Source organism: Tenacibaculum sp. SDUM215027 (assembly GCF_050566205.1).
Lineage (GTDB): Bacteria > Bacteroidota > Bacteroidia > Flavobacteriales > Flavobacteriaceae > Polaribacter.
The window spans coordinates 1-24311 of the sequence record NZ_JBNXUE010000009.1; the positions used below are offsets into that span (position 1 = coordinate 1).

25 protein-coding genes are annotated in these 24311 nt (G+C 31.7%); 16 read left to right on the forward strand and 9 right to left on the reverse strand.

Going from position 1 to position 24311, the window contains the following annotated elements; genetic code table 11:
* Positions 1 to 132: 132 nt before the first annotated feature.
* The 5 genes from thrS (at position 133) to ACQYZ7_RS15830 (ending at position 4032) form a co-directional block, all read left to right on the forward strand.
* Positions 133 to 2079 carry a threonine--tRNA ligase gene (thrS, locus tag ACQYZ7_RS15810; protein WP_430730683.1) on the forward strand — a complete coding sequence of 649 codons (1947 nt, stop codon included), beginning with the start codon at positions 133 to 135 and terminating at the stop codon, positions 2077 to 2079.
* Positions 2080 to 2154: 75 nt separating this feature from the next.
* Positions 2155 to 2673 carry a translation initiation factor IF-3 gene (gene infC / locus ACQYZ7_RS15815; RefSeq protein ID WP_320244219.1) on the forward strand — a complete coding sequence of 173 codons (519 nt, stop codon included), beginning with the start codon at positions 2155 to 2157 and terminating at the stop codon, positions 2671 to 2673.
* Positions 2674 to 2717: 44 nt separating this feature from the next.
* Positions 2718 to 2915 (forward strand): 50S ribosomal protein L35, encoded by a 198-nt coding sequence (rpmI, locus tag ACQYZ7_RS15820; protein WP_099215431.1) that lies wholly within the window; start codon positions 2718 to 2720, stop codon positions 2913 to 2915.
* Positions 2916 to 3007: 92 nt separating this feature from the next.
* Positions 3008 to 3352, forward strand: a complete 345-nt coding sequence (gene rplT / locus ACQYZ7_RS15825; protein ID WP_028891166.1) for a 50S ribosomal protein L20 — start codon at positions 3008 to 3010, stop codon at positions 3350 to 3352.
* Between the two features lie 95 nt (positions 3353 to 3447).
* Positions 3448 to 4032, forward strand: a complete 585-nt coding sequence (locus ACQYZ7_RS15830; RefSeq protein ID WP_430730684.1) for a tRNA (guanine-N1)-methyltransferase — start codon at positions 3448 to 3450, stop codon at positions 4030 to 4032.
* 132 nt (positions 4033 to 4164) lie between these two features.
* Here the strand turns inward: ACQYZ7_RS15830 and ACQYZ7_RS15835 are convergent, their stop codons facing one another.
* A complete protein-coding gene (locus ACQYZ7_RS15835) occupies positions 4165 to 4902 on the reverse strand; it encodes an SDR family oxidoreductase (protein WP_430730685.1) in 738 nt (245 codons plus the stop codon).
* Between the two features lie 100 nt (positions 4903 to 5002).
* On the opposite strand from ACQYZ7_RS15835, the gene ACQYZ7_RS15840 reads away from it, so the two are divergent.
* A complete protein-coding gene (locus ACQYZ7_RS15840) occupies positions 5003 to 5347 on the forward strand; it encodes a winged helix-turn-helix transcriptional regulator (RefSeq protein ID WP_430730686.1) in 345 nt (114 codons plus the stop codon).
* A gap of 114 nt (positions 5348 to 5461) precedes the next feature.
* Here the strand turns inward: ACQYZ7_RS15840 and ACQYZ7_RS15845 are convergent, their stop codons facing one another.
* On the reverse strand, positions 5462 to 7138 hold the full coding sequence (locus tag ACQYZ7_RS15845) for a formate--tetrahydrofolate ligase (protein WP_430730687.1): 1677 nt from the start codon (positions 7136 to 7138) through the stop codon (positions 5462 to 5464).
* A 208-nt stretch (positions 7139 to 7346) separates the two neighbouring features.
* Here ACQYZ7_RS15845 and secDF point away from each other — a divergent pair, with 208 nt between their 5' ends.
* From secDF to obgE, 3 genes are all read left to right on the forward strand, one after another.
* Positions 7347 to 10325, forward strand: a complete 2979-nt coding sequence (gene secDF, locus ACQYZ7_RS15850; protein WP_430730688.1) for a protein translocase subunit SecDF — start codon at positions 7347 to 7349, stop codon at positions 10323 to 10325.
* Between the two features lie 87 nt (positions 10326 to 10412).
* On the forward strand, positions 10413 to 11531 hold the full coding sequence (locus tag ACQYZ7_RS15855; RefSeq protein WP_430730689.1) for an adenylate kinase: 1119 nt from the start codon (positions 10413 to 10415) through the stop codon (positions 11529 to 11531).
* A 103-nt stretch (positions 11532 to 11634) separates the two neighbouring features.
* Positions 11635 to 12624: a GTPase ObgE gene (gene obgE / locus ACQYZ7_RS15860; protein ID WP_430730690.1), complete on the forward strand. Its 990-nt coding sequence runs from the start codon at positions 11635 to 11637 to the stop codon at positions 12622 to 12624.
* A gap of 56 nt (positions 12625 to 12680) precedes the next feature.
* On the opposite strand, the gene ACQYZ7_RS15865 is transcribed toward obgE, so the two are convergent.
* Positions 12681 to 13172 (reverse strand): hypothetical protein, encoded by a 492-nt coding sequence (locus ACQYZ7_RS15865; RefSeq protein ID WP_430730691.1) that lies wholly within the window; start codon positions 13170 to 13172, stop codon positions 12681 to 12683.
* Between the two features lie 231 nt (positions 13173 to 13403).
* On the opposite strand from ACQYZ7_RS15865, the gene ACQYZ7_RS15870 reads away from it, so the two are divergent.
* Entirely contained in the window at positions 13404 to 13655 is a 252-nt protein-coding gene (locus tag ACQYZ7_RS15870; protein ID WP_430730692.1) for a hypothetical protein, read from the forward strand.
* Between the two features lie 291 nt (positions 13656 to 13946).
* The gene (locus tag ACQYZ7_RS15875) at positions 13947 to 14231 is read left to right on the forward strand and encodes a ubiquitin-like protein (protein ID WP_430730693.1); all 285 of its coding nucleotides are present in this window, start codon (positions 13947 to 13949) and stop codon (positions 14229 to 14231) included.
* A 434-nt stretch (positions 14232 to 14665) separates the two neighbouring features.
* On the opposite strand, the gene ACQYZ7_RS15880 is transcribed toward ACQYZ7_RS15875, so the two are convergent.
* Complete coding sequence (locus tag ACQYZ7_RS15880) at positions 14666 to 14947, reverse strand: LytR/AlgR family response regulator transcription factor (protein ID WP_430730694.1); 282 nt, start codon at positions 14945 to 14947, stop codon at positions 14666 to 14668.
* Between the two features lie 323 nt (positions 14948 to 15270).
* On the opposite strand from ACQYZ7_RS15880, the gene ACQYZ7_RS15885 reads away from it, so the two are divergent.
* Positions 15271 to 15558 carry a ubiquitin-like protein gene (locus ACQYZ7_RS15885; protein WP_274639706.1) on the forward strand — a complete coding sequence of 96 codons (288 nt, stop codon included), beginning with the start codon at positions 15271 to 15273 and terminating at the stop codon, positions 15556 to 15558.
* Between the two features lie 167 nt (positions 15559 to 15725).
* On the opposite strand, the gene ACQYZ7_RS15890 is transcribed toward ACQYZ7_RS15885, so the two are convergent.
* The 4 genes from ACQYZ7_RS15890 to surE are packed head-to-tail and all read right to left on the reverse strand — an operon-like array spanning position 15726 to position 18456.
* A complete protein-coding gene (locus tag ACQYZ7_RS15890) occupies positions 15726 to 16280 on the reverse strand; it encodes a C40 family peptidase (RefSeq protein WP_430730695.1) in 555 nt (184 codons plus the stop codon).
* Positions 16281 to 16288: 8 nt separating this feature from the next.
* The gene (gene lpxB / locus ACQYZ7_RS15895) at positions 16289 to 17401 is read right to left on the reverse strand and encodes a lipid-A-disaccharide synthase (RefSeq protein WP_430730696.1); all 1113 of its coding nucleotides are present in this window, start codon (positions 17399 to 17401) and stop codon (positions 16289 to 16291) included.
* A gap of 9 nt (positions 17402 to 17410) precedes the next feature.
* Positions 17411 to 17698, reverse strand: a complete 288-nt coding sequence (locus ACQYZ7_RS15900; RefSeq protein ID WP_430730697.1) for a hypothetical protein — start codon at positions 17696 to 17698, stop codon at positions 17411 to 17413.
* Entirely contained in the window at positions 17686 to 18456 is a 771-nt protein-coding gene (gene surE, locus ACQYZ7_RS15905; protein ID WP_330488342.1) for a 5'/3'-nucleotidase SurE, read from the reverse strand. Before surE ends, ACQYZ7_RS15900 begins: the two co-directional genes overlap by 13 nt.
* 115 nt (positions 18457 to 18571) lie before the next feature.
* Between surE and ACQYZ7_RS15910 the strand changes: the two genes are divergently transcribed.
* From ACQYZ7_RS15910 to ACQYZ7_RS15920, 3 genes are all read left to right on the forward strand, one after another.
* Positions 18572 to 19087, forward strand: a complete 516-nt coding sequence (locus tag ACQYZ7_RS15910; RefSeq protein ID WP_430730698.1) for a hypothetical protein — start codon at positions 18572 to 18574, stop codon at positions 19085 to 19087.
* A 76-nt stretch (positions 19088 to 19163) separates the two neighbouring features.
* Positions 19164 to 21284: a carboxy terminal-processing peptidase gene (locus ACQYZ7_RS15915; protein WP_430730699.1), complete on the forward strand. Its 2121-nt coding sequence runs from the start codon at positions 19164 to 19166 to the stop codon at positions 21282 to 21284.
* Positions 21285 to 21327: 43 nt separating this feature from the next.
* Complete coding sequence (locus ACQYZ7_RS15920) at positions 21328 to 21942, forward strand: HD domain-containing protein (RefSeq protein ID WP_430730700.1); 615 nt, start codon at positions 21328 to 21330, stop codon at positions 21940 to 21942.
* On the opposite strand, the gene ACQYZ7_RS15925 is transcribed toward ACQYZ7_RS15920, so the two are convergent.
* Positions 21937 to 22731 carry a DUF2797 domain-containing protein gene (locus ACQYZ7_RS15925; protein ID WP_430730701.1) on the reverse strand — a complete coding sequence of 265 codons (795 nt, stop codon included), beginning with the start codon at positions 22729 to 22731 and terminating at the stop codon, positions 21937 to 21939. The genes ACQYZ7_RS15920 and ACQYZ7_RS15925 overlap by 6 nt on opposite strands.
* A 66-nt stretch (positions 22732 to 22797) precedes the next feature.
* Here ACQYZ7_RS15925 and ACQYZ7_RS15930 point away from each other — a divergent pair, with 66 nt between their 5' ends.
* On the forward strand, positions 22798 to 24306 hold the full coding sequence (locus tag ACQYZ7_RS15930; RefSeq protein ID WP_430730702.1) for a GH3 auxin-responsive promoter family protein: 1509 nt from the start codon (positions 22798 to 22800) through the stop codon (positions 24304 to 24306).
* The last annotated feature ends 5 nt before the right edge of the window (positions 24307 to 24311 follow it).

Consider the following 24311-nt stretch of genomic DNA (forward strand, 5'->3'; position numbering starts at 1 on the left):
AACACTAACATGAATAGATCACCTTATGCGAAATACATTATATATATATTGTATGAAAAATGCTTTTACAATATCTTTGCGATTCAAAATTTCCACTTGTAAGGAAATTATTTATAACAACTATATTATACAATGATAAAAATTACATTACCTGACGGGAGCGTCAAAGAGTTTGAAATGAATAGTACAGCAATGGATGTTGCTAAAAGTATTAGTGAGGGGTTAGCTAGAAATGTTATTTCTGCAAGTTTTAATGGAGCTACCGTTGAAACCTCTACTCCTTTAACCACAGATGGCTCGTTAGTATTATATACATTTAACAATCCTGAAGGAAAAAAAGCTTTCTGGCATTCTTCGGCTCACGTATTAGCTCAAGCTATTTTAGATTTTTATCCTAATGCCAAATTAACTATTGGTCCTGCTATTGAAAACGGGTTTTATTACGATGTTGATTTTGGAGATGAGTCTATTTCAGAAAAAGACTTTGACAAAATAGAAAAGAAGTTTTTAGAACGTGCTCGTGAAAAAGCAGAATTTAAACTACGTTCTATTTCTAAAGCTGATGCTTTAGCTTATTACAAAGCCCAAGACAATCAATATAAGGTAGAGCTTATTGAAGGGTTAGAAGATGGTGACATTACTTTTTGTGACCATAGTGACTTTACTGATTTATGTCGTGGTGGGCACATTCCTAATACAGGAATTATTAAGGCTGTAAAGATTATGAATGTTGCTGGTGCTTATTGGCGTGGTGACGAAAAGAACAATCAGTTAACTCGTGTGTATGGAATCTCTTTTCCTAAACAAAAAGAATTAAAACAATATTTAGAACTACTTGAAGAAGCTAAAAAGCGTGACCATAGAAAACTTGGTAAAGAATTAGAGTTATTTACGTTCTCTCAAAAAGTAGGACAAGGGTTACCTTTATGGTTACCTAAAGGTGCTGCTTTACGTGGACGTTTAGAAGATTTCTTAAAAGCTGCTCAAAAAAAAGCTGGTTACGAAATGGTAATGACACCACATATTGGACAGAAAGAACTATATGTTACTTCTGGACACTATGCTAAGTATGGTGAAGATAGTTTTCAGCCGATTACTACACCAAAAGCTGACGAAGAGTTTTTATTAAAACCGATGAACTGTCCTCATCACTGTGAGGTATATAATCACAAACCTTATTCATACAAAGATTTACCAAAACGTTTTGCTGAATTTGGTACTGTATATAGATATGAGCAAAGTGGTGAACTACACGGTTTAACTCGTGTACGTGGTTTTACTCAAGATGATGCTCATATTTTTTGTACTCCTGGACAATTAGATGAAGAGTTTAAAAATGTAATTGATTTAGTACTATATGTATTTGGATCTTTAGGTTTTGAAAATTTCACTGCACAAGTATCTATTAGAGATATGGATAACCTTGATAAGTATATAGGTTCAGTTGAAAATTGGGAAAAAGCAGAACAAGCAATTATCAATGCAGCAGAAGATAAAGGTTTAGATTATGTGATTGAAGAAGGTGAAGCTGCCTTTTATGGTCCTAAATTAGACTTTATGGTTAAAGATGCTTTAGGTAGAAGTTGGCAATTAGGAACAATTCAAGTAGATTATAACCTACCTGAACGTTTTGAATTACAATACAAAGGTGCTGACAACCAATTACACAGACCAGTAATGATTCACCGTGCACCATTTGGTTCTATGGAGCGTTTTATTGCTGTTTTACTAGAGCACACAGGAGGTAATTTCCCGCTTTGGTTAACCCCTGAGCAAGTTATTGTACTGCCAATCAGTGAGAAATATCAAAAATATACGGAAAAAGTTTTAACTTTGTTAGAAAATTCCGAAATTCGCGCCCTCGTTGATAACCGTAACGAGAAGACAGGAAGAAAGATACGTGATGCCGAAGTTAGCAAAATACCTTTTATGGTTATTGTTGGTGAACAAGAAGAAAAAGATGGCACAGTATCTGTGAGAAAACATGGTGAAGGTGATTTAGGAACATTTACTATTGAAGAGTTCATTTCTCTAATACAGAAAGAAGTTAGTAAAACATTAGTTCCTTTTGGAAGTTAAAAAAAATAGATAGTAATTTAAAATTTATAAGTCATAGCAATTAGAAGAAAAGGCGGTAGAAGACCCGCGAGAGTAATTAAAGAAGATCAACATAGAATTAATGAAAAAATTAGACATGTTGATGAAGTTCGTCTTGTAGGCGATAACCTTGAAGTTGGTGTATATCCATTAGCTAAAGCTAGAGAGATTGCACGAGAGTTAGAATTAGATTTAGTTGAAATTTCACCTAAAGCTGTTCCTCCTGTATGTAAAGTTATTGATTACAAAAAGTTCTTATATGAGCAAAAGAAACGTGAAAAAGCCTTAAAGTCTAAAGCGACTAAAGTTACTGTTAAGGAAATTCGTTTTGGGCCTCAGACTGACGAACATGATTACGAATTTAAAAAGAAGCACGCTATTAAGTTCTTGAAAGACGGAGCTAAATTAAAGGCTTTTGTATTCTTCAAAGGGCGTTCGATTGTATTTAAAGAACAAGGACAGATTTTACTATTAAAATTAGCTCAAGAATTAGAAGAATATGGTAAGGTAGAACAAATGCCTAAACTGGAAGGAAAACGTATGATTATGTTTATTGCCCCTAAAAAGGTTAAATAAACAAATACAACGATAATATAAGCAAGATAAAACTAAGAACAAAGATGCCTAAAATTAAAACAAAGTCTAGTGCCAAAAAACGTTTCAAGTTAACTGGTTCTGGGAAAATCAAAAGAAAGCACGCGTTTAAAAGTCACATTTTAACAAAGAAGTCTAAAAAACGTAAGCTTGCATTAACTCATTCGACTTTAGTACACAAGTCAGATGAAGCTAACATTAAGCAACAATTAGTTTTAAAATAATTGTTAGCACAGGGAATTTAATTATTAACCATGGAGTTAGGCACATGAAGAACTTTTAAATAAGTCGCCTACTACAAAAACACATTTGAATTATGCCAAGATCAGTAAATTCAGTAGCTTCAAGAAATAGAAGAAAAAAAATCTTGAAGCAAGCAAAAGGTTACTTTGGACGTCGTAAAAACGTTTACACAGTAGCAAAGAATGCGGTTGAAAAAGGAATGCTATATGCATACCGTGACCGTAAAAACAATAAGAGAAACTTCCGTTCATTATGGATCCAACGTATTAACGCTGGAGCTCGTCAATTCGGAATGTCTTACTCACAGTTTATGGGAAAAGTTAAAGCTAATAACATTGAGTTAAACCGTAAGGTTTTAGCTGATTTAGCTATGAACAACCCAGAAGCTTTTAAGGCCATTGTAGAAAAAGTAAAATAAGTTTCATAACCTTGCTTATACTAAAAACCCAAACCTTAACGTTTGGGTTTTTTTAAACCACCTATATTCATCAATTGAACTAAAATATCAATCCTATGAAATTTTTAAAAATAGTATTCATCTTTATCTTTACTCAAAGTATTATTGCTCAAGACAGCCCTATTGAACAACCCAATACTGTTGAAAACCAATTTAAAGAGCTTTATAAAAAATCTAACAACTATCAAATTTATAAGGTTGTAAAAAAGAATGAATACTTAAAACTACAGAATAGTATTTTAGATAGTATAAAAGTTATTAAAACAGATGCTGCTGCTAAACAAGTAAAAATAAACGAGCAACAAAAAAGTGTTACAGAACTACAAACTAAAATAGACACATTAAATAAAGACTTGGCCACTTCTATTGACAAAGAAGATGCTATTTCTTTTGTTGGTATTCCGCTAAACAAATCTACCTATAACTCTATTGTATGGGGTATAATCTTCATTTTACTTGCGGGGTTAACTTTCTTTATTTACAGATTTAAGAATAGTAATGTGGTTACTAAAGAAACCCAAAGTCTTTTAGCTGAAACCGAAGAAGAGTTTGAACAGTACAAGAGAAAATCAATTGAAAAAGAGCAAAAATTACGCAGGCAGTTACAAGACGAAATCAATAAACAACGTGGTGTAAGTTAATTCTTTCTTGTTTTACATATAAAAAAAGCAACCTTATTTGGCTACATTTAGTAACAAATAAAGTTGCTTTTTCATTTACACTTAATTGAGTTAATCTTCACTTCTACTTAAATGTTATTTATAAACAACTAATTAAAGGGTTGTTCCTCCATCAACGATGATTTTCTCATTTCTCAATACTAGTGATTTATCTGAAAGTAAAAATTCAACAATAGGCGCAATATCTTTAGGTACTAAAATCCTACCTATTGGAGATGTTGACGAAAAATGTTCGACTAAATTATTAATTGCTTCATCTGTCATTCCTGATTTTTTTTGGATTGGGCTTTCTGTAACTCCTGGACTAACTATATTTACTCTTATTCCTTTATCTTTAAGTTCTATATTTAAAACTTTTGATAAACTTTCTAATGCTGCTTTACTTGCTGTGTAAACACTTGTATTTGTAAATGCTTTAAAAACCACAATCGAAGTATTTAAAACAATACTTGATGGATTTTTTAGGATCGGAACAAATTTTTGAACCGCAAAAAAAGCTCCTTTAAAATTGATATTCATTGTTTCTTCAAATAATTCTTCTGAAGTTTCTTCAAAACTAGACGCTTTAAAAACACCTGCGTTAACAAACAATCCATCAATCTTCCCAAACTGTTTCTTTATTTTCATAACTAAATCATCAATATCACTTAAAGATGAAGTATCAGATAACATCCCAAAAGAATTATTTCCTAGTCTTGAAGTCGCTTCCTCTAAATTTTCTTTAGTTCTGCTAGTTATTATTACTTGATAGTTTAAGCTTACAAGATATTCTGCACAGGCAAAACCAATTCCTGTTGTCCCTCCTGTTATTACTATTATTTTAGTATTCATTTAATTATTTTTTTACAAATTTGACAAATAACTTTACATTTGACAAGTACTTACTTTTTAGTAAGTAACTAACTTATTTGTTGGAAAAATCTATTTTAAAATGAAAGAAGGAGATAAAATAATTGAAAAAAAATATCAACAGGCTAAAGAATGTCCGATAACAATTTTCATGGAACAAATTGGAGGAAAATGGAAACCCGTAATAGTTTGGCTTTTGCTTTTAAACGAAGTAATGCGGTTTAACGAACTAGACAAAGCTATTGATGGGATTAGCCAAAAAATGCTATCACAGCAATTAAAAGATTTGGAGAAATTGAAAATAGTGGATAGGAAATCTTATCCTGTTATTCCGCCCAAGGTTGAATATAGATTAACGGAGAAAGGTAAGTCGTTAAAAAAAGTTCTAACTAAAATAATGGAATGGAGTAATCAAGAATTAAAGTGATTTACTTAGATTGATTACCTAAAAACATACTGCTAAATCAATGAGTGAATTTCATAAAAAATCCCGAGTGATGTTCTCGGGATTTTATTTATGCTATGATTTTCTATGAGGTTACTATGACAATCCTGAAATCACACCGTTGTTATCTATCGTCATATTTTCAGATGCTGGTGTTGCAGGTAACCCAGGCATACGCATCATTTTTCCTAAAATTGGAATGATAAACTGTGCCCCTGCCGCAATCTCTATTTCTCGAACAGTGATCGTAAACCCCTCTGGTCTTCCAATTAATCTATCATCATCGGAAAATGATTTTTGTGTTTTAGCCATACAAATAGCAAAGTCGTTAAACCCTAAACGGTCAATTCTACGCAGGTTCAATTCTGCCTTTTTATCATATGTTACACCATCTGCTCCATAAATTTCTTTAGCAATGGTTTCTATCTTTTCTTTTACAGAACTCTTCCAATCATACAGTGGTTTGTACTGCGTTGCTTTATTTTCAACTACGTCAACTACTGCTTTTGCTAAATCTTTAGTTCCTTTTCCTCCTTTCGCCCATCCTTCTGAAACAACGGCTTGTACTCTTAACTTTTCACAAGCATCAATTACGAACTGTACTTCTTCATCTGAATCAGAAATAAAAGAATTAATCGCTACTACAGGCTCTATATTGAACTTTCTAATATTTTCAATATGCTTTTCTAAGTTTTTAAATCCGTTTTGTACACGCTCTAAACTTGGCGTATTATATTCTTCTTTTGGAGAACCTCCATGGTGACGCAATGCTCTAATAGTAGCAACTAATACCACACATTTTGGATTTAATCCCGCATATTGTGATTTAATATTTAAGAATTTTTCTGCTCCTAAATCTGCTCCGAACCCTGCTTCAGTCACTACATAATTTGATAATGACAACCCCATTTTAGTAGCAATAATTGTATTCGTTCCTTGTGCTATGTTTGCAAAAGGTCCACCATGAATAATCGCAGGATTCTCTTCTAACGTTTGTACCAAGTTTGGTTTTATCGCATCTTTCAGCAAAATAGCCATTGCATCTTGTGCTTTTAAATCACGAGCAAAAACTGGTTTTTTATCAAAAGTAAACCCGATAAAAATATTTCCTAAACGTTCTTTTAAATCGTCAAAACTAGTGGCCATACAAAGAATTGCCATTACTTCAGATGCTGGCGTAATATTAAACCCATCTTCACGAGGTATCCCATTTGCTGTACCTCCTAAACCAATTGTGATTTGACGTAATGCACGATCGTTCATATCAATTACACGTTTCCATAAAATAGTTCGTGGATCAATATTTAAATTATTCGTTTTACTTTGTAAGTTATTGTCTATTAAAGCTGATAATAAATTGTTTGCTTTTTCAATTGCATTAAAGTCTCCTGTAAAATGTAAGTTGATATCTTCCATTGGAACAACTTGTGAATATCCACCTCCAGCAGCTCCTCCTTTGATTCCAAAAACAGGCCCTAACGAAGGTTCTCTTAATACTACAGTAGCTTGCTTTCCTACTTTATTCAATCCTTCTGTTAATCCTATAGAAACAGTAGTTTTACCTTCTCCAGCAGGCGTTGGTGTTAATGCCGTAACCAACACCAAGTTATTTTCTTTTATTTTCTCTTCATCTATTAAGTTTAGAGGTAATTTAGCTTTGTATTTTCCATACATTTCTAAATCATTCTCTCCTATCTGTAACTTACTTGCTATATGCTTAATATGTTGTAATTCTTTTGCTTGAGCAATCTCGATATCGGTTAAATGCGCCATGGCAAATTGTTTAAAATTTTAAGTTATTTGTTTTACTAAAAAAGCAGGTAAATATACGTAATATAATTCCTATAAAAACTGACATTTGTTAGCAAATATTCCCTAATTATTATCTAATCACACAAATATGGTAAAAGAATTGGCTTTTCATTTAATGAAACGCTATATTTGCACGTTTTTAAAATAAAGTCGATTTAAATTATTTACAATGCAAAACAAAGGATTAATTAAATTATTTGCTATACTTTTTGGTTTAGTAAGTATTTATCAAATTTCGTTTACGTTCTTTGCCAATAAGGTAGAAGATAGTGCGAAACAGTATGCTAAGGCTAATGTTAGTGACAACAATGGTAGGGCTTTGGCTAGATATGAAAGAAAATACTTAGATAGCGTAGCTAACAAAGAGGTAGTAAACTTAGGATTTGCAAAGTACTCTTACAATGACATCAGAAACAAGGAAATGAACCTTGGTCTTGATTTAAAAGGAGGTATTAATGCAATTTTACAGGTATCGGTTAAAGATATCTTAATCGGATTATCTAACGATTCTCAAAACACAACTTTTAAGCAAGCGTTAAAAAATGCTGATGAAGCTCAAAAGAACAGTCAAGCGAATTACTTAGATTTATTCTACAACGAGTTCGAAAAATTAAGTAATGGTAGCCTTAAATTAAGCGACCCAAGTATTTTTGGAACAAAAGCCTTACGTGATAAAATAGACTTCAACAAAACAAACGAGCAGGTTAAATCGACTTTACAAGAAGAAATCAACACTTCTATCAACACTGCTTTTGAAGTATTACGTAGCCGTATTGATAAATTCGGGGTTGTTCAACCAAACATTCAACGAATCGGAAACTCTGGTAGAATTCAAGTAGAATTACCAGGAGCAAAAGATATTGATCGTGCTCAAAAATTATTACAAAGTACTGCTGAACTAGAGTTTTGGGAAGTACATACCAATGCAGACGTTCAAAACTTTTTCTTTACTGCAAACGCTAAAGTTGCTGAATTATTAAAAGATGATTCTGCTACTGAACAAGTTAAAGACACCACTAAAACCAACAATGATATTGATGATTTATTAGGTGAGTCTGCTGATTCAACAAACGTTGAAACTCAAAAAAACTTGTTTACTTATTTATACCCTAATGTAGCTCAAAGTCCTCAACAAGTGAGTCCTTTAGTAGCGCAAGCTAGAGTTCAAGATACAGCAAAAGTAAATAGTTTCTTACACAACAAAGAAGTAAGAACTTTGTTACCTAACAACTTAAAATATACTAAGTTTTTATGGGATTATAAAGCACAACCAGGTGCTGATGGCAGCGAAATTATAAATTTATATGCTATCAAGTCTAATAGAAAAGACCAAGCTCCTATTGATGGTGATGTGATTGCAGATGCTAAGCAAGAATATGACCAAATGAGTAAGCCTGTAGTATCTATGCTAATGAATGCTTCAGGAACAAAGCAATGGGCTAAAATGACAAGTGAAAACGTTGGTAAGTTTGTTGCTGTTGTTTTAGATAATTATGTATATACTGCACCTTCTGTAAATCAAGTAATTTCTGGAGGAAGCACTCAAATTTCTGGAGGTTCTATGACCGTTACAGAAGCACAAGATATTGCTACTGTATTAAAAGCTGGTAAATTACCTGCGCCTGCTAGGGCTATTCAAATGGAAGTTGTTGGACCATCATTAGGTAAAGAATCTATTGATGCGAGTATGTGGTCATTCGGATTAGCTATTATTTTAGTATTAGTTTGGATGTTCTTATACTACGGTAGAGCTGGTTTATATGCTAATGTTGCTTTAGTTGTAAATATTTTATTCATTTTCGGAATTTTAGCATCTTTCAGTTCTGTATTAACCTTACCAGGTATCGCAGGTATTATCTTAACCATTGGTATGTCGGTTGATGCAAACGTAATTATTTTCGAAAGAATCAAAGAGGCTTTAAACGGAGGGAAAAACTTGGCTGACTCTGTAGATGAAGGGTTTAGTATCAAAGGTGCATTATCTGCAATTATTGATGCCAACATTACTACCTTATTAACAGGTGTTATCTTATATACTTTTGGTACAGGACCAATTAAAGGTTTCGCTTTAACATTAATGATTGGTATTGCTACTTCTTTATTTACAGCAGTATTTATTACTCGTTTATTTATTGACGGTGCAGTTGCTAAAGGAGCTAGTTTACCTTTCAATACAGGGTTCTCTAAAAACTGGTTTAAAAATATTTCTATCGAGTTTTTACAAAAACGTAAAATCGCTTACATCATTTCAGGATTTTTTATTGTTGTTGGTTTAGTTTCTATATTTACTTTAGGATTAAAACAAGGAGTTGACTTTAAAGGAGGTCGTTCTTACGTAGTTCGTTTTGACGAAGCTATGAAAGGTAACGAAGTTGCTGAACAATTAAAAGACGTATTTGGTACAGCTCCAGAAGTAAAAACTTATGGTTCTGATCACCAATTAAAAATTACTACTGCATTCAAAATTGACGAAGACGGTACTGAAGTTGATGAAGAAGTACAAACAGCTTTATATAACGGGTTAAAACCTCATTTAGGTAATACTTCATACGAAAATTTTAAACCTGGTTTTGAAAAAGCTGGAAACGGAATTATGAGTTATATGAAAGTAGAACCTACAATTGCTGATGATATTAAACAATCAGCATTATGGGCGGTTTTAGGTTCATTAATTGTGGTATTCTTATACATCTTATTACGTTTTAGAAAAATGGCGTATTCTATCGGTGCGGTAATAGCTGTTTTCCATGATGTATTAGTTGTATTAGGTGTGTTCTCTTTATTATACAAATTCATGCCATTTGATATGGAAATTGGTCAATCGTTCATTGCTGCTATCTTAACAGTTGTAGGGTACTCATTAAATGATACCGTGGTAATTTTTGATAGAATTAGAGAATTTACAGAAGGTAAAAATACAGTTACTGCTAGCTTAGTTAATAAAGCATTAAACAGTACATTAGGAAGAACCATCAACACCTCTTTAACAACATTATTAGTAATGTTAGCTATCTTCTTCTTTGGAGGAGACAGTATTAAAGGATTTATGTTCGCATTAATCATAGGTGTAGTAGTAGGTACTTACTCTTCTTTATTTGTTGCAACGCCAATTATGTTTGACGTTTCTAAAAAAGAGGAAAACAAGTAACTCATATAAAAACATGCATAAAACCGTTTTGAATAAACTTCAAAACGGTTTTTTCATTTAATATCAAGCAACTATCTTTGCAATCTGATGAAAATTACAAAACTCCACGATTTATACTTTAAAGAATTTATTTCAGCTGATGAAATTTCTACTACTGTAAGCTCTTTGGCTGAACAGTTAAAAAACGATTTACCTCCGAATGAAGTTCCTATCTTTATAGGTATTTTAAATGGATGCTTTGTTTTTACTGCTGATTTTTTACGTCAGTATAAAGGTAACTGTGAAATTAGTTTTGTTAAGCTGTCTTCTTACCAAGGCACATCTTCAACAGAAAATGTAAAGAGTTTAATTGGTCTTAATGAAGATTTATCTGGTCGTACCGTTGTAATTTTAGAAGATATTATTGATACTGGTACAACCCTTCAAGAGATTTACGAAATCTTTAAAACAAAAAATATAAAAGAATTAAAAATAGTAACACTTTTTTACAAACCTGATGTTTACCGTAAAGAGTTACATATAGACTATATCGGAAAAAGTATTGACGATAAATTTATTGTAGGTTACGGGCTAGATTACAAAGGGTATGGTAGAAATTTACCTGCTATTTATCAATTAACAACACAACCCAATATGAAAAACGTCGTATTATTCGGCCCTCCTGGTGCAGGAAAAGGTACTCAAGCAGAAGTTTTAAAAGAAAAATATAATTTAGTACATATTTCAACTGGAGAGGTTTTCCGATTTAATATCAAAAATGAAACTGAGCTAGGTGTATTAGCAAAAAAATATATTGATGCTGGAGATTTAGTTCCTGATGAAGTTACCATTAACATGTTAAAAGAGGAGGTAAATAAGAATGCTGATGCTGCTGGGTTTATTTTCGACGGATTCCCTCGTACAGAATCACAAGCAAAAGCGTTAGATACTTTTTTAGCTGAAAAAAATGAACGTATTAACGGAATGGTTGCTTTAGAAGTACCAGAAGATTTATTAGTTGAACGTTTGTTAGAAAGAGGAAAAACTAGTGGTCGTTCTGACGATATGGATGAAAGTAAAATTCGTAACCGTTTTAACGAATATAACACTAAAACAGCTATTTTAAAAGAGTATTACAACACACAAGGTAATTACTATGGTGTAAACGGTGTTGGTTCTATTGAAGAGATTACACAGCGTTTATCTGACGTATTTGATACGTTATAAATTACAATACATTATAATTTCCTGTAAAACAAGAAAATCACTGTATTAAAGAATATAATTTTAACAAAATTCCTGCTTTCGTAGGAATAACATTATAGAAAAAATGACTGAAGGAAATTTTGTCGACTATATTAAAATCTACGCATCATCGGGTAAAGGTGGTCGTGGATCTGCACACTTACATCGCGAAAAGTACATCACGAAAGGTGGTCCCGATGGCGGTGATGGTGGTCGTGGTGGTCACATTATATTACGTGGCGATAAAAATATGTGGACGCTTTTCCATTTAAAATTTAAACGTCATTTTAGAGCAGAACACGGTGGCGATGGTAGTAGCAGTAGAAGTACCGGACAAGATGGTTCTGATGTTGTTGTTCCTGTTCCTTTAGGAACTATTATCCGTAATGCAGATACCGATGAAGTTTTACACGAAGTTGTTGAAGACGGACAAGAAATTATCTTATTAGAAGGTGGTAAAGGTGGTCGTGGTAACTGGCACTTTAAGTCGTCAACTAATCAAACACCTCGTTATGCGCAACCAGGTATTGACGGCCAAGAAGGTTGGTATCGTATCGAATTGAAAGTTTTAGCTGACGTTGGTTTAGTAGGTTTCCCGAATGCAGGAAAGTCGACTTTATTATCGGTAATAACTGCTGCAAAACCAAAAATTGCTGATTACGCTTTTACAACCTTAAAACCTAACTTAGGAATTGTAGAATACCGTAACCATCAAAGTTTTGTAATGGCAGATATTCCTGGAATTATTGAAGGTGCTGCAGAAGGAAAAGGATTAGGTCATCACTTTTTACGTCATATCGAACGTAACTCTACCCTACTCTTTTTAATTCCTGCTGATAGCGAGGATATAAAAAAGGAGTATGAAATCTTACTGAATGAACTTCGTAAACACAATCCTGAATTATTGGATAAAGATCGTTTGTTAGCCATTTCAAAATCGGATATGCTTGATGATGAATTAAAAGAAGAAATTAAACAAGATTTACCTGAAGGTATCGAAGTTTTATTCATTTCTTCAGTAGCTCAACAAGGATTAATGGAACTTAAAGATAAGTTGTGGCAAATGTTAAATTAATTCATTTTAACAAGATAAGCTTTATAAAAAAACACCTCATAGAGGTGTTTTTTGTTTTAATCCATATTCCAAATATTTTTAAATATTTCTTGAAAGGATTTATTAGCGCTTTCTTCGTTACTTTTTTCTATATACTCTCTCATTAATCCCACTCTTTCAACTGCACCTGGGTGTGTGAAAATTTCAGGCCCTAAAAGGTTTTGTAACCTTTCAAAATTTGTAGCTAACTTATTTCCTAATTCTACTTCTTGTCTAGTTATTAAATGTACCGCTATTAAATCCGCTAAGCATTCCGCCTTTTTATAAGCGTTTGTTTGAGTTCCAGAAGGTATTTCTGTTCCTAAATTAAACTGTTCTGCCTGTTTTAATGTTACAAGGTGTCCTAACTCATGAGCTAATACAAAAACCTTTATATACTCTTCATCATAATCGACCAATCCTTGGCTTATTTCAATATAGCTCTCTGCAGCTCCAGCATTAATAGAGTTATCTTCTTTGTCTATCCTAAACTCATTAGGTATTTGTATATCAATGTACGAGCTAAACAAATCGTTTTATCTTCTAATTAAGTCTTTTGTTTACAGTAACTTGTTTCATTTAAAAAAATTAAAATAAAAAAAACATTTCTACTGGTTACAATCTTAACCATTGTATCATGTTCTAAAAATGATGAAATAGAACAAGACACTTTAACAAAAAAAGCTATTCATGAATTAATTCTATCTCAGGGATCAAATTACTCTATTAAAAAATCAGAGGCACAAAAAGAAAGTAGCCCGATGATATTCGAGACAATAGATGAATTTAAATCTTTTTTAAAAAAGAAAAAGAAAAAATCTAATAATTATGAGTTCCTAAAAAAGAAATTGAATTCACTCGATTCAAAAGACAAGTCGAACTTAAACAAAAAAATAAGTGAAAGATTTGGTCAACAACTTGTCGTAATAGAATACCCTCAAGCAACTATTAACTTACAAATAGTAAGTAGATGTACAGTTAATTCTGGTGGATCTCAAGGACCTGTTGTTTGAGGTAATCAAACTTCTTATTTTACAGGCTTTACTTTAGGGGTTTCTTACGATCATTTAAACATCAGAGGTTATGCTAGAAATTCTAGAGAAATAGAATTATTTACCAGAGGGTTAATCCACTACAACATTGTAGTTGAAGGAATTGGCACTGTTTACACAGAAGAACATCTCGAATGGAGTGTATATAATTATGAACAACATAGACTTACACATGAAGGTTCAGGAGGGACCTTATTAAATTAAATAAGTTTTTAAACACTTACTTATTATCAATAACTAAAAAAAACTAAAATGAAAAAATTATTTATTACACTGCTTTTTTTAACTATTTCTTTCAATGCTTTCTCAATGCGGATTTTCGTAAAAACTTTGACTGGCAAAACTATCACCCTAGAAGTTACAAGTGCTGACACTATTAAAAATGTTAAACTTAAACTAGAAGACCTAGAAGGAATTCCATCAGATTGTGTTAGACTTATATTTGCAGGAAAGCAACTTGAGAATGGAAGAACCTTGAGTGATTATAATATCGGCAAAGAATCTACATTGCATTTGATTTACCCGCTGGGTTGTTAAAACTCTAAATTATCGCTCTGTACTGCTCTAGTATAGAGCTTTTTTTATTATAAAATTATCTGTTTTCAGAGTTTTCTATTATTTTTATAATTTAAATTCTATATATTCTTCTACTGTTTATTATATAATATTTAACTCTAATCCTATAGACAACTCTTCTAAATGTTTTCCAAAATAAAGTTCACTTAATTTTAGAATTTTATTCCACTAATGAAACTTACTTGAATTTATACCATTGCTTTTTTTTATTACATAATTCATTACTTGTAAGCATATCCTATTTGTTCATTAATATTGATTTAACCAACTAACCCAACATATTTTTCTCTTTGCTAATTTACACAAGCAAATTTTATTGTTTCCTTATTCTTCAGACTTTAATATCTAGTAGCAATCTTTGGTTAAGTATCCCAAACTAAGTCACAACAATTCCTCTAACTTATAGGCATAGCCTTTGTTTCTTTCATGTTTATGTATTTTCCTATCGCTTTATTAAGTAACTCTTCATTATATGGTTTCAACAAGTAGTCTATAGCAAAAAACTGAAAAGACTTGATGGCATACTCATCAAAAGCTGTTGTAAAAATAATAGGAATTGAAATTTTCAACCTTTCAAAAATTTCAAAACTATAACCATCTCCAAGGTGAATATCGCTTAAAATTAAATCGCAAGTGTTTTCTTGAAGCCAAAGAATCGAATCTTCTACACTCTCCAATCACTTTTTTACAGAAATTGGATAAGGACTTTTCTGCAATAAGTTTTCTAAAGAAGTTACTGTTAAATCTTCATCTTCAACAGTAACTATATTCAATGTCTTCATTCAGTTTATAGAGAGGTACTTAATGAATGCTCTAAAAGCATTAAAATACTTTATCTTTAACTAAAGGTTATGTTGGTTTGTAAATTTTAATCAAATATAGACAATAATATATTTAAACTTTATTTCAGGAATAAAAACAGTTCTTCAAAAAATTATAAACAGAAAGCTAAAACCATTACTATTTTGTATATTTCGAATTGGATTTAAAATTTAAAAAAATGAAAAAACTATTTACCACACTACTTTTCTTAACTATTTCTTTTAATGCTTTCTCGATGCAAATTTTCGTCAAAACTTTAACAGGTAAAACTTACACTATAGAAGTTGAACCTAGTGATTCAATTGAGAATGTTAAGTTAAAACTGCAAGACAAAAGTGGAGTCCCTCCTGAATGCATGAGAATTATTTATGCAGGAAAACAACTTGAAGATGGAAGAATGTTAATTGACTATAACATTGTAAAAGAGAGCACTTTACACATGATTCTTAGGAGTGATGACTGTTAAATAGCAGTGATTCCTTTTTAAACAAAAAAGGTTGTTTTTGAAAACAGCCTTTTCCTATTTCTTTGATATGAGTATATAAAACCGTTGTCTTAAATATACTTATTACATCTTTTTCTATAGTAAGATAGAGTTAAAAATATTATAAGTAATTTTCAATTATTGTTACACTACAACACCCTCTTTGCTTTAATAAAAGCTCGTTTCCAATAATTTTCATGTAGTGAAGTTACAATAACCCCCCGTGATGTAGTTGAATGTATAAAACGGATATCTCCATTATCTACAGAAGTTACTAACCCAACATGATTTACTCTACCTCTTTTTCTTGAAGTTTTAAAAAATAGTAAATCTCCTCTTTGAACCTCTCGTAACGAAATGTTTTCTCCTTGTACGTACATTTGGTGTGATGTTCTTGCTATGGGTACATTTCGTTGTTTAAACGATGTAAAAATTAACCCAGAACAATCCATTCCTCTTTTAGTCATTCCACCAAAACGATATGGCGCACCTTTATAAGTTACTGCAGTCCATACAATTTTATCAGCAACGGTTACATCTTCTTTTTTTGTTAATGTTTCACTGGTTTTAATATCCGTAACTTCTACTTTTTTAGGAGTAACTGTTGAAACTCTTTTTTGATAAGTCGTACTAACATTTTTTGATGATCCACAAGAAATCATTAAAAATGACACCAAACATATAAAGAAGACTTTTTTTATCATGCTAATTTTTATTTTTTTAACCCAGCAACAATCAACTTTGCTGTTTTTGCAGAGGCTCCTTTTCCTCCTAATTTTTGTTCCAAATCAAAGTATGACAAAAACAATTGCTGACGATGTTCTGATTCTAAAATACGAGTTAATTCATATTGTAATTTTTCTTTAGTAAAATCGTTTTGTATTAACTCTTTTACCACCTCTCTATCCATTATTAAATTAACTAACGATATATATTTTAATGTTATTATTCGTTTGGCTATTTGATATGAAATGTTGCTTCCTTTATAGCACACTACCTGAGGTACTTTAAACAATGCTGTTTCTAAAGTTGCTGTTCCTGACGCTACCAAAGCAGCATGTGAAATACTCAATAAATCATAAGTTTTATTATTGATGAATTTCACATTTGAATCTCCAATTATTTCTTGATAAAACTCGTAAGATTGACTTGGTGCTCCTGCCACTACAAACTGATATTGTGGAAAATCCTGTACTAATGAGAGCATTACCGATAACATTTTTGTTATTTCTTGTTTTCTACTTCCAGGTAACAGTGCTATAACTTCTTTATGACCTAAATCATGTTCCTTTCTAAACTTTTCGATAGAAACTTGTTCTCTTCCTGCAATTCCATCAATTAAAGGGTGCCCTACAAAATGAACATTATAATCATACTTTTTGTAAAATTCTTTTTCAAATGGAAGAATTACAAACATTTGGTCAATATCTCGTTTAATATCCTTTACCCTACCTGCTCTACTTGCCCAAACTTGTGGTGAAATATAATAATTGGTTCTAAAATCTTGTTTTTTTGCCCATTTAGCAATACGAAGATTAAAACCTGAATTATCAATGAAAATTATTACATCAGGATTGAATTGAGCAATATCTTTTTTACAAAAAGAAATCATTCCTAAAATCTTGCGTAAATTCATCAATACCTCAACAAACCCCATAAAAGCACGCTCTTTATAATGCTTAACAAGTGTACCTCCAACTTCTTGCATTAGGTCTCCTCCCCAAAAACGAATATCTGCTTTCGGATCTTCCTTCAATAAGGCCTTCATTAAATTGGCTCCGTGTAAATCACCCGAAGCTTCACCAACAAGAATGTAATATTTCATGTATTCGAATTAGAAAAACTTTAAAAATGCTGTTAATAAAGCTACTGCAATTGTAGTTATTAACACTCCTCTTGCTCTGTAATCTTGTTTTTTCTTTAAAAACACCCAAAAAACAAATAAGTTAGGTATCGCTGCTAAAGCTATTACTGAACCTAATACCCCACCTTCTCTTATTGTAGTAATAGTTTCTGAAATACTAAGTTCTGAAATATACTGTAAATAGATAAAAAAACCACAAGTCGTTGCTAACAATGAGACTAAAATCCCAATCAATATTTCTTTTTTTATATGTCCCATGTATGTAATTTTTGGATTGCGTGATGCGCTGTCATATCAAACTGAACAGGTACCACAGATATAAATCCATTTTCTAGCGCCCAAATATCAGTGTCTTGCCCTTTATCTCTATTAACAAACTCTCCAGAAAGCCAATAATACTCTTTACCAAATGGACTTTTACGTTTATCAAACGTTTCTTTCCAATAACCATTTGCTTGTCGACATATACGAACCCCTTTAATTTCGTCTTCTTTCAACTTTGGAATGTTTACATTTAAAATTACACCATCTGGTAATCCATTTAATAAAACATTTAACGCTATTTTTTCTATAAACTTACGTGCAGCTCTAAAATCAGCGTGCCAATCAAAATCTAATAGAGAGAAACCTATTGCAGGAATTCCTTCAATACCAGCTTCAACTGCAGCACTCATTGTTCCTGAATAAATTACATTAATCGATGAATTTGCTCCATGGTTTATTCCTGAAACACATAAATCGGGTGTACGATTTAGGATTTCATTCTTCGCCATTTTAACGCAATCTGCCGGTGTACCAGAACAACTATACTCAATTTGTGGACCTTCATCAATAGTAATAGGATTACAATGTAATACATTATTAACCGTAATAGCATGCCCCATACCACTTTGCGGACTATCAGGAGCTACCACTACTACATCCCCTATTTTATTCATAATTTCAATCAACATACGAATTCCTGGAGCGGTAATTCCATCATCATTCGTAACTAAAATCAAAGGTCTATCTTGCATAGTAAGTAAGTTTTACAACAAATGTAACATAAAAAAAGGATTCTATTTTTAACATTTTGTAAAGACAAATTGGCTCTTTTTATCCGTAAAATTGTGGTAATCAAACCCAAGCATTATGGTCCGGATTATTGTTTATGTTACAGTTTTTATTATTTCTTCTTTTTTTTCGATTATTTCTGCACAAAATACCCCCACAATACCATGCAATGAAATAAGCTATACCCAATTTGATTTTTGGGTCGGAAATTGGGATGTTTATAATACACAAGGAAAATTAATTGGTCATAATAACGTTATAAAAATGCCTAATGCTTGTGCTATTCAAGAAAATTGGAGTTCAAAAACGTCTACTAGCAAAGGAACTAGTTATAATTATTACAATAAAAAAGACAATACTTGGAATCAACTTTGGATTAACAACACTGGTTTTTCATTAGTTTTAAAAGGCAGTTTTAAAGGCAATACCATGACTTTAAAAAGTGATTTTGTAGAAAATGACAAAGGTAATTTCTACAACCAAATCACATGGACAAAGAACAAAGATGGTTCTGTAACTCAGGTATGGAATTTTCTTGACGAAAATCACAAAAAAATTAAAGAAGTTTTTAGAGGTACTTATAAAAAACAATAAAATTAAAAAATTGGCATTATTTTAGTAGCTTAGCAACACAACGACTCAACACAAATTAAAAAAGACAGAAGGTTTTATGAAGACGAAGTTTATCATACCATTTTTAGCAATCACTCTCTTATTTTCTAACTCTGTTAGTTCGAATACACTTCCTAATAACGATCCAGAAAAAGACCGTGTAATTATTTACGTTTTAAAAAATATTTTAAGTAGATACCATTATGTTCAAAAAAATTTAAACGACGATTTTTCTGAGCATGTATACACAACTTTTATTGACGGACTTGACCCTAGTAAACGTTATTTTACCCAAGAAGATTTAAAAGAATTTTCTCAATACAAATATCAAATCGACAATCAACTAAAAGAATCTAACATTGATTTTTACAAATTGGTGTATAAGCGCTTTTTAGAAAAAATGGAGTCGGGCAAAAAAAACTATCGCTCTTTATTAAAACAACCTTTTAATTACAAAAAGAAAGAAGTTATTGATATTGATTATGATAAGGTTTCGTATGCTAAAAATGAAACCGAATTGATTAATTATTGGAGAAAACAATTAAAGTTGTCGATTTTAAGCAATATTGAAGATGCCGAGAATCAACAGAACGAGAAAGCCAAAAAGGATAAAGCCTTTAAAAAGAAAAGCTTTAAGGAGTTAGAATCTGAAGCAAGAAAAAAGGTCTTAAAAAATATGGATGACTTGTATATGCGTATTGGTGAGCTTGAAAACTCTGACTGGTATTCTACTTTTTTAAATAGTGTTGTTAGTGGTTTTGACCCACACACAACCTACATGTCTCCTCGTATTAAAACACGTTTCGATCAAGAGATGTCTGGTAAATTAGAAGGTATTGGAGCTCGTTTACAGAAAAAAGGAATTTACACACACATTATTGAGTTAATTTCTGGAGGTCCTGCTTGGAAACAAGGTGAGTTAGAAGCTGACGATATTATTTTAAAAGTTGCACAAGGAAACGAAGAACCTTTAGATATTGTTGGAATGCGTTTAGATGATGCAATTAAATTCATCAAAGGAAAAAAGGGAACAGAAGTTCGTTTAACTGTAAAGAAAAAAATTGACGGATCTATTAAAGTTATTCCAATTATTAGAGATGTAGTTGAGCTTGAAGAAACTTTTGTAAAGTCTAGTATTGTTGAAAAAAACGGAAAAAAATACGGAGTTATCAACCTTCCCAGATTCTATATAGATTTTAATGACTTGAGCCGTAGAGATGCAGCTAAAGACATGGAAAAAGAAATTGAGCGATTAAAAGAAGAAAATGTTCAAGGTTTAATTGTTGATTTACGCGACAATGGTGGTGGATCATTAAAAACAGCTATTGAAATTGGTGGTTTATTCATTAACAAAGGACCAATTGTTCAAGTAAAATATCGTGGTGAAGATCCTTTAGTAAAAGTTGATACCGATCCTAAAATTCAATGGGATGGACCTTTAGTAGTTATGGTTAATGAATTTTCTGCTTCAGCTTCTGAAATTTTTGCTGCTGCAATGCAAGACTATAAACGTGGGGTTATTATTGGTGGTAAACAAACATACGGTAAAGGAACTGTACAAAATGTGTTACCTATAAACCGCTTTTACGAACAGTATCCTAACGATTTGGGGGCTTTAAAAATGACGATTCAAAAGTTTTATAGAATTAATGGTGGTTCTACTCAAATTGAAGGTGTTTATTCTGATGTTTCTTTACCAACTCGATATAGTTATATGGATTTTGGAGAACGTGATTTAGATGGTGCTTTACCTTGGGACAAGGTACAACAGGCAAAATATACTGCTACTAATTCTTATAGTAACTTTGCTGATGTAGTTTACAACAGTAAGCAACGTGTAATGAATAATGAAAAGTTTAACAAAATAAACGACTATGCTAAGTGGTTAAAGAAAAACCAAGATGAAAGAGTATATTCTTTAAACTACGACACCTTTAAAAAAGAAAGTGAAACAAAGACTAAAGAAGGAAAACAATTTAAAGATATTTTTAAATTTGACTCTAACTTAACGTTTGCATCTCCTAAATACGAATTAAACTTGTTTAAAAAGGATACAGTTTTAGAAGAAAAACGAGTTGCATGGCATAAAAATCTTCAGAAAGACATTTACATAAATGAAGCGCTAAACGTACTAAGCGAATTAAAAATGAACAACAATCATGTTGCTGTAAAACATTAAAAAAAGGGTTCTTTCGAACCCTTTTTTCTTTTTTACTACTTTTATGTTAAAAAACACTTTTTTAAACCTGTTAGCTACCTACTCAAACGATAACAGTCTCAACATCTTGTTATGGCAAGAAATAGAGAAAAATCATTCCGGAAAGAAAAGATATTACCACACATTAAAACACCTTGAGAGTTTACTTTTTCAATTAACACCAATAAAAGAAAAAATAAACCATTGGGAAACTATTTTATTTACACTCTTTTATCATGATGTTATCTATAATTCTTTAAAGAATAATAACGAAGAAAAAAGTGCTGAATTAGCCATTGAAAGAATGGAACAACTCTCAGTACCAAAAGAAATTATAGAAAATTGTTATTCTCAAATTTTAGCTACAAAATCTCATAAAATAGCTGAAGATTCAGACACCAACTACTTTACTGATGCTGATTTATCTATCTTAGGTCAAGACTGGGAAATATATGCTCAATATTATAAAAATGTACGAAAAGAATATGCAATTTATCCTAATTTAGTTTATAACTCAGGACGAAAAAAAGCATTACAGCATTTTTTAACAATGGAAAATATATTCAAAACCGAGTATTTTTATCAAAAGCTCGAAGAAACTGCTCGCAAAAATATTCAACGAGAAATTGAGTTATTATAATAATTCGATTTTAACCACCAATCCTTCATTAGAACGGACATTAAACACTGTTTCGTCCTCAAAAATTAAGTATTGCCCCTTAACACCTACCAATTTCCCTGTATATGTTTCTTCTTTTTCTAAATTTAAACTTTTAGGTTTTTTAGGAAATTTTTCAACAGGAAATTGAATATTGGTTTCAGTATTATTGGCTATATAATATTCTTTAGCTTCATCAGGAATAAACTCTTGTAATTTTTCTCGCCACTCAACTAAGTTTTCATCCTTAATATCATTCTTCAGCATGGTTCTCCAATTCGTTTTATCAGCTACATGTTCTTTTAAAGCCACCTCGGTAATTCCTGCTAAATAACGATTAGGTACCTCAACAATTTCAATAGCTTCGTGTGCTCCTTGGTCTATCCAACGAGTCGGTACTTGTTGCTTTCTCGTCACTCCTACCTTCACATTACTAGAGTTTGCTAAATACACAATATGTGGCTGTAGCTGTACCTTTTTTTCATATTCTAAATCTCTATCTTCCTCCCCTAAATGCGCTTTACTTAATTCAGGGCGCATTATCCAATCGCCTGCTGTTGGAATTTCAAAAAAACATTTTTTACAAAAACCTTGGCGATATATTTTTTTTTCTAAATGGCAGTTTAAACACTCATAGGTAACAAAACTTAAGGTTAATTCCTTATTCAATAACTGATTCATATTCAAAAAATCGCCCCCCATATTTAAATAATATTGAACTGTGCTTAAATTTTCAGTGGGCATTTTTTTTAAAACTCCTTGGTATTGCATGTCTTAAATTTTGTTACATTTAGCTTCACAAAATTACAGTAAAAAAATTGAATTAAGAGTTAATCTATGACGTTTCCATTTATAAATTCAATCATTTCTTGGTTCTTAAAAAAGCGTAAACATCAAGTGGAGCTATTTTTAAAATATCCTATCGATGTTCAAAATGAGCTATTGCTAAAACTTGTAAGTGCTGCTAAAAATACTGAGTTTGGGAAACAACAAGATTTTTCCTCAATCAAAAACTATACTGACTTTGCTAGTAATGTTCCCATTCAACGTTATGAAAGCATTGAACCACTTATTGAACGTTGTAGAAAAGGAGAGCAAAACTTATTTTGGCCTACACCTATTCGTTGGTTTGCCAAATCAAGTGGTACTACTAACGCTAAGAGTAAATTTATTCCTGTAAGTGATGAAGCTATTGAGTATTGTCATTTCAAAGCGGGAAAAGATATGTTATGCTTATACATTAACAACAACGAAAACGCGAAGCTTTTCACGGGTAAAGGACTTCGTTTAGGAGGAAGTTCTGCGGTATACGAAGACAACAATACTTACTTTGGAGATTTATCTGCTATAATTATTGAAAATATGCCTTTTTGGGCTGATTTTAGCTCTGCTCCAAGACAAGAAACTGCTTTAATGAGTGAATGGGAAACAAAAATGGAAGCTATTATTAACGAAACCATTCACGAAAACATTACAAGCTTAGTTGGAGTTCCTTCGTGGATGCTGGTTTTATTGAATAGAGTATTAGAAAAAACTGGTAAGGATAATATTTTGGAAGTATGGCCTAATTTGGAAGTCTATTTTCATGGTGGCATCAACTTCAATCCCTATAGAGAACAGTATAAAAAACTCATTCCGAAAGATGATTTTAAATACTATGAAACCTACAATGCTTCAGAAGGTTTTTTTGCTATTCAAGATAGAAACAATTCCGATGAAATGTTACTCATGCTAGACTATGGAATTTTTTATGAGTTTATTCCAATGAGTGAATACAATGGAGAAAACTCTGTAGCGATTCCCCTTTCAGAAGTAAAAAAAGATGTTAATTACGCCATTATTATTACCACTAATGGTGGTTTATGGCGTTATTTAATTGGTGATACTGTTAAATTTACCTCAACCACTCCATATCGTTTAAAAATTACTGGACGTACTAAACATCATATCAATGTTTTTGGTGAAGAATTGATTATTGAAAACGCTGAAGATGCTTTAAAAGCGGCTAGCGATAAAACCAACTGCGAAATTAAAGAATATACTGTTGGTCCTGTTTTCATGAACGGTAAAGAAAATGGAGCACATGAGTGGATTATTGAGTTTAAAAAGCCTCCTAGAAATCTTGCCTATTTTACTGAAATGTTAGATAATGCCTTAAAGAATTGTAATTCTGATTACGAAGCTAAACGCTATAATAACATGACCTTGGCAATGCCTAAAATACATCAAGCTCGTGAAAACTTATTTTATGATTGGATGAAAGAAAAAGGAAAACTTGGCGGACAACATAAAATTCCTCGTTTATCAAATAATCGTGATTTTGTTGAAGAACTTTTAAAGTTATAACCGTA

Excerpts from the sequence above, each read along its gene's own strand:
- ACQYZ7_RS15910 (WP_430730698.1), top strand. The coding sequence starts at position 18,572 with ATGGTCCGGATTATTGTTTATGTTACAGTTTTTATTATTTCTTCTTTT.
- thrS (WP_430730683.1), top strand. The coding sequence starts at position 133 with ATGATAAAAATTACATTACCTGACGGGAGCGTCAAAGAGTTTGAAATG.
- secDF (WP_430730688.1), top strand. The coding sequence starts at position 7,347 with ATGCAAAACAAAGGATTAATTAAATTATTTGCTATACTTTTTGGTTTA.
- ACQYZ7_RS15920 (WP_430730700.1), top strand. The coding sequence starts at position 21,328 with ATGTTAAAAAACACTTTTTTAAACCTGTTAGCTACCTACTCAAACGAT.
- ACQYZ7_RS15915 (WP_430730699.1), top strand. The coding sequence starts at position 19,164 with ATGAAGACGAAGTTTATCATACCATTTTTAGCAATCACTCTCTTATTT.
- ACQYZ7_RS15840 (WP_430730686.1), top strand. The coding sequence starts at position 5,003 with ATGAAAGAAGGAGATAAAATAATTGAAAAAAAATATCAACAGGCTAAA.
- ACQYZ7_RS15870 (WP_430730692.1), top strand. The coding sequence starts at position 13,404 with ATGATATTCGAGACAATAGATGAATTTAAATCTTTTTTAAAAAAGAAA.
- ACQYZ7_RS15900 (WP_430730697.1), bottom strand. The coding sequence starts at position 17,698 with ATGGGACATATAAAAAAAGAAATATTGATTGGGATTTTAGTCTCATTG.
- ACQYZ7_RS15835 (WP_430730685.1), bottom strand. The coding sequence starts at position 4,902 with ATGAATACTAAAATAATAGTAATAACAGGAGGGACAACAGGAATTGGT.
- ACQYZ7_RS15890 (WP_430730695.1), bottom strand. The coding sequence starts at position 16,280 with ATGATAAAAAAAGTCTTCTTTATATGTTTGGTGTCATTTTTAATGATT.
- ACQYZ7_RS15930 (WP_430730702.1), top strand. The coding sequence starts at position 22,798 with ATGACGTTTCCATTTATAAATTCAATCATTTCTTGGTTCTTAAAAAAG.
- ACQYZ7_RS15845 (WP_430730687.1), bottom strand. The coding sequence starts at position 7,138 with ATGGCGCATTTAACCGATATCGAGATTGCTCAAGCAAAAGAATTACAA.
- rpmI (WP_099215431.1), top strand. The coding sequence starts at position 2,718 with ATGCCTAAAATTAAAACAAAGTCTAGTGCCAAAAAACGTTTCAAGTTA.
- ACQYZ7_RS15925 (WP_430730701.1), bottom strand. The coding sequence starts at position 22,731 with ATGCAATACCAAGGAGTTTTAAAAAAAATGCCCACTGAAAATTTAAGC.
- ACQYZ7_RS15875 (WP_430730693.1), top strand. The coding sequence starts at position 13,947 with ATGAAAAAATTATTTATTACACTGCTTTTTTTAACTATTTCTTTCAAT.
- lpxB (WP_430730696.1), bottom strand. The coding sequence starts at position 17,401 with ATGAAATATTACATTCTTGTTGGTGAAGCTTCGGGTGATTTACACGGA.
- ACQYZ7_RS15885 (WP_274639706.1), top strand. The coding sequence starts at position 15,271 with ATGAAAAAACTATTTACCACACTACTTTTCTTAACTATTTCTTTTAAT.
- ACQYZ7_RS15855 (WP_430730689.1), top strand. The coding sequence starts at position 10,413 with ATGAAAATTACAAAACTCCACGATTTATACTTTAAAGAATTTATTTCA.
- ACQYZ7_RS15830 (WP_430730684.1), top strand. The coding sequence starts at position 3,448 with ATGAAATTTTTAAAAATAGTATTCATCTTTATCTTTACTCAAAGTATT.
- rplT (WP_028891166.1), top strand. The coding sequence starts at position 3,008 with ATGCCAAGATCAGTAAATTCAGTAGCTTCAAGAAATAGAAGAAAAAAA.
- surE (WP_330488342.1), bottom strand. The coding sequence starts at position 18,456 with ATGCAAGATAGACCTTTGATTTTAGTTACGAATGATGATGGAATTACC.
- obgE (WP_430730690.1), top strand. The coding sequence starts at position 11,635 with ATGACTGAAGGAAATTTTGTCGACTATATTAAAATCTACGCATCATCG.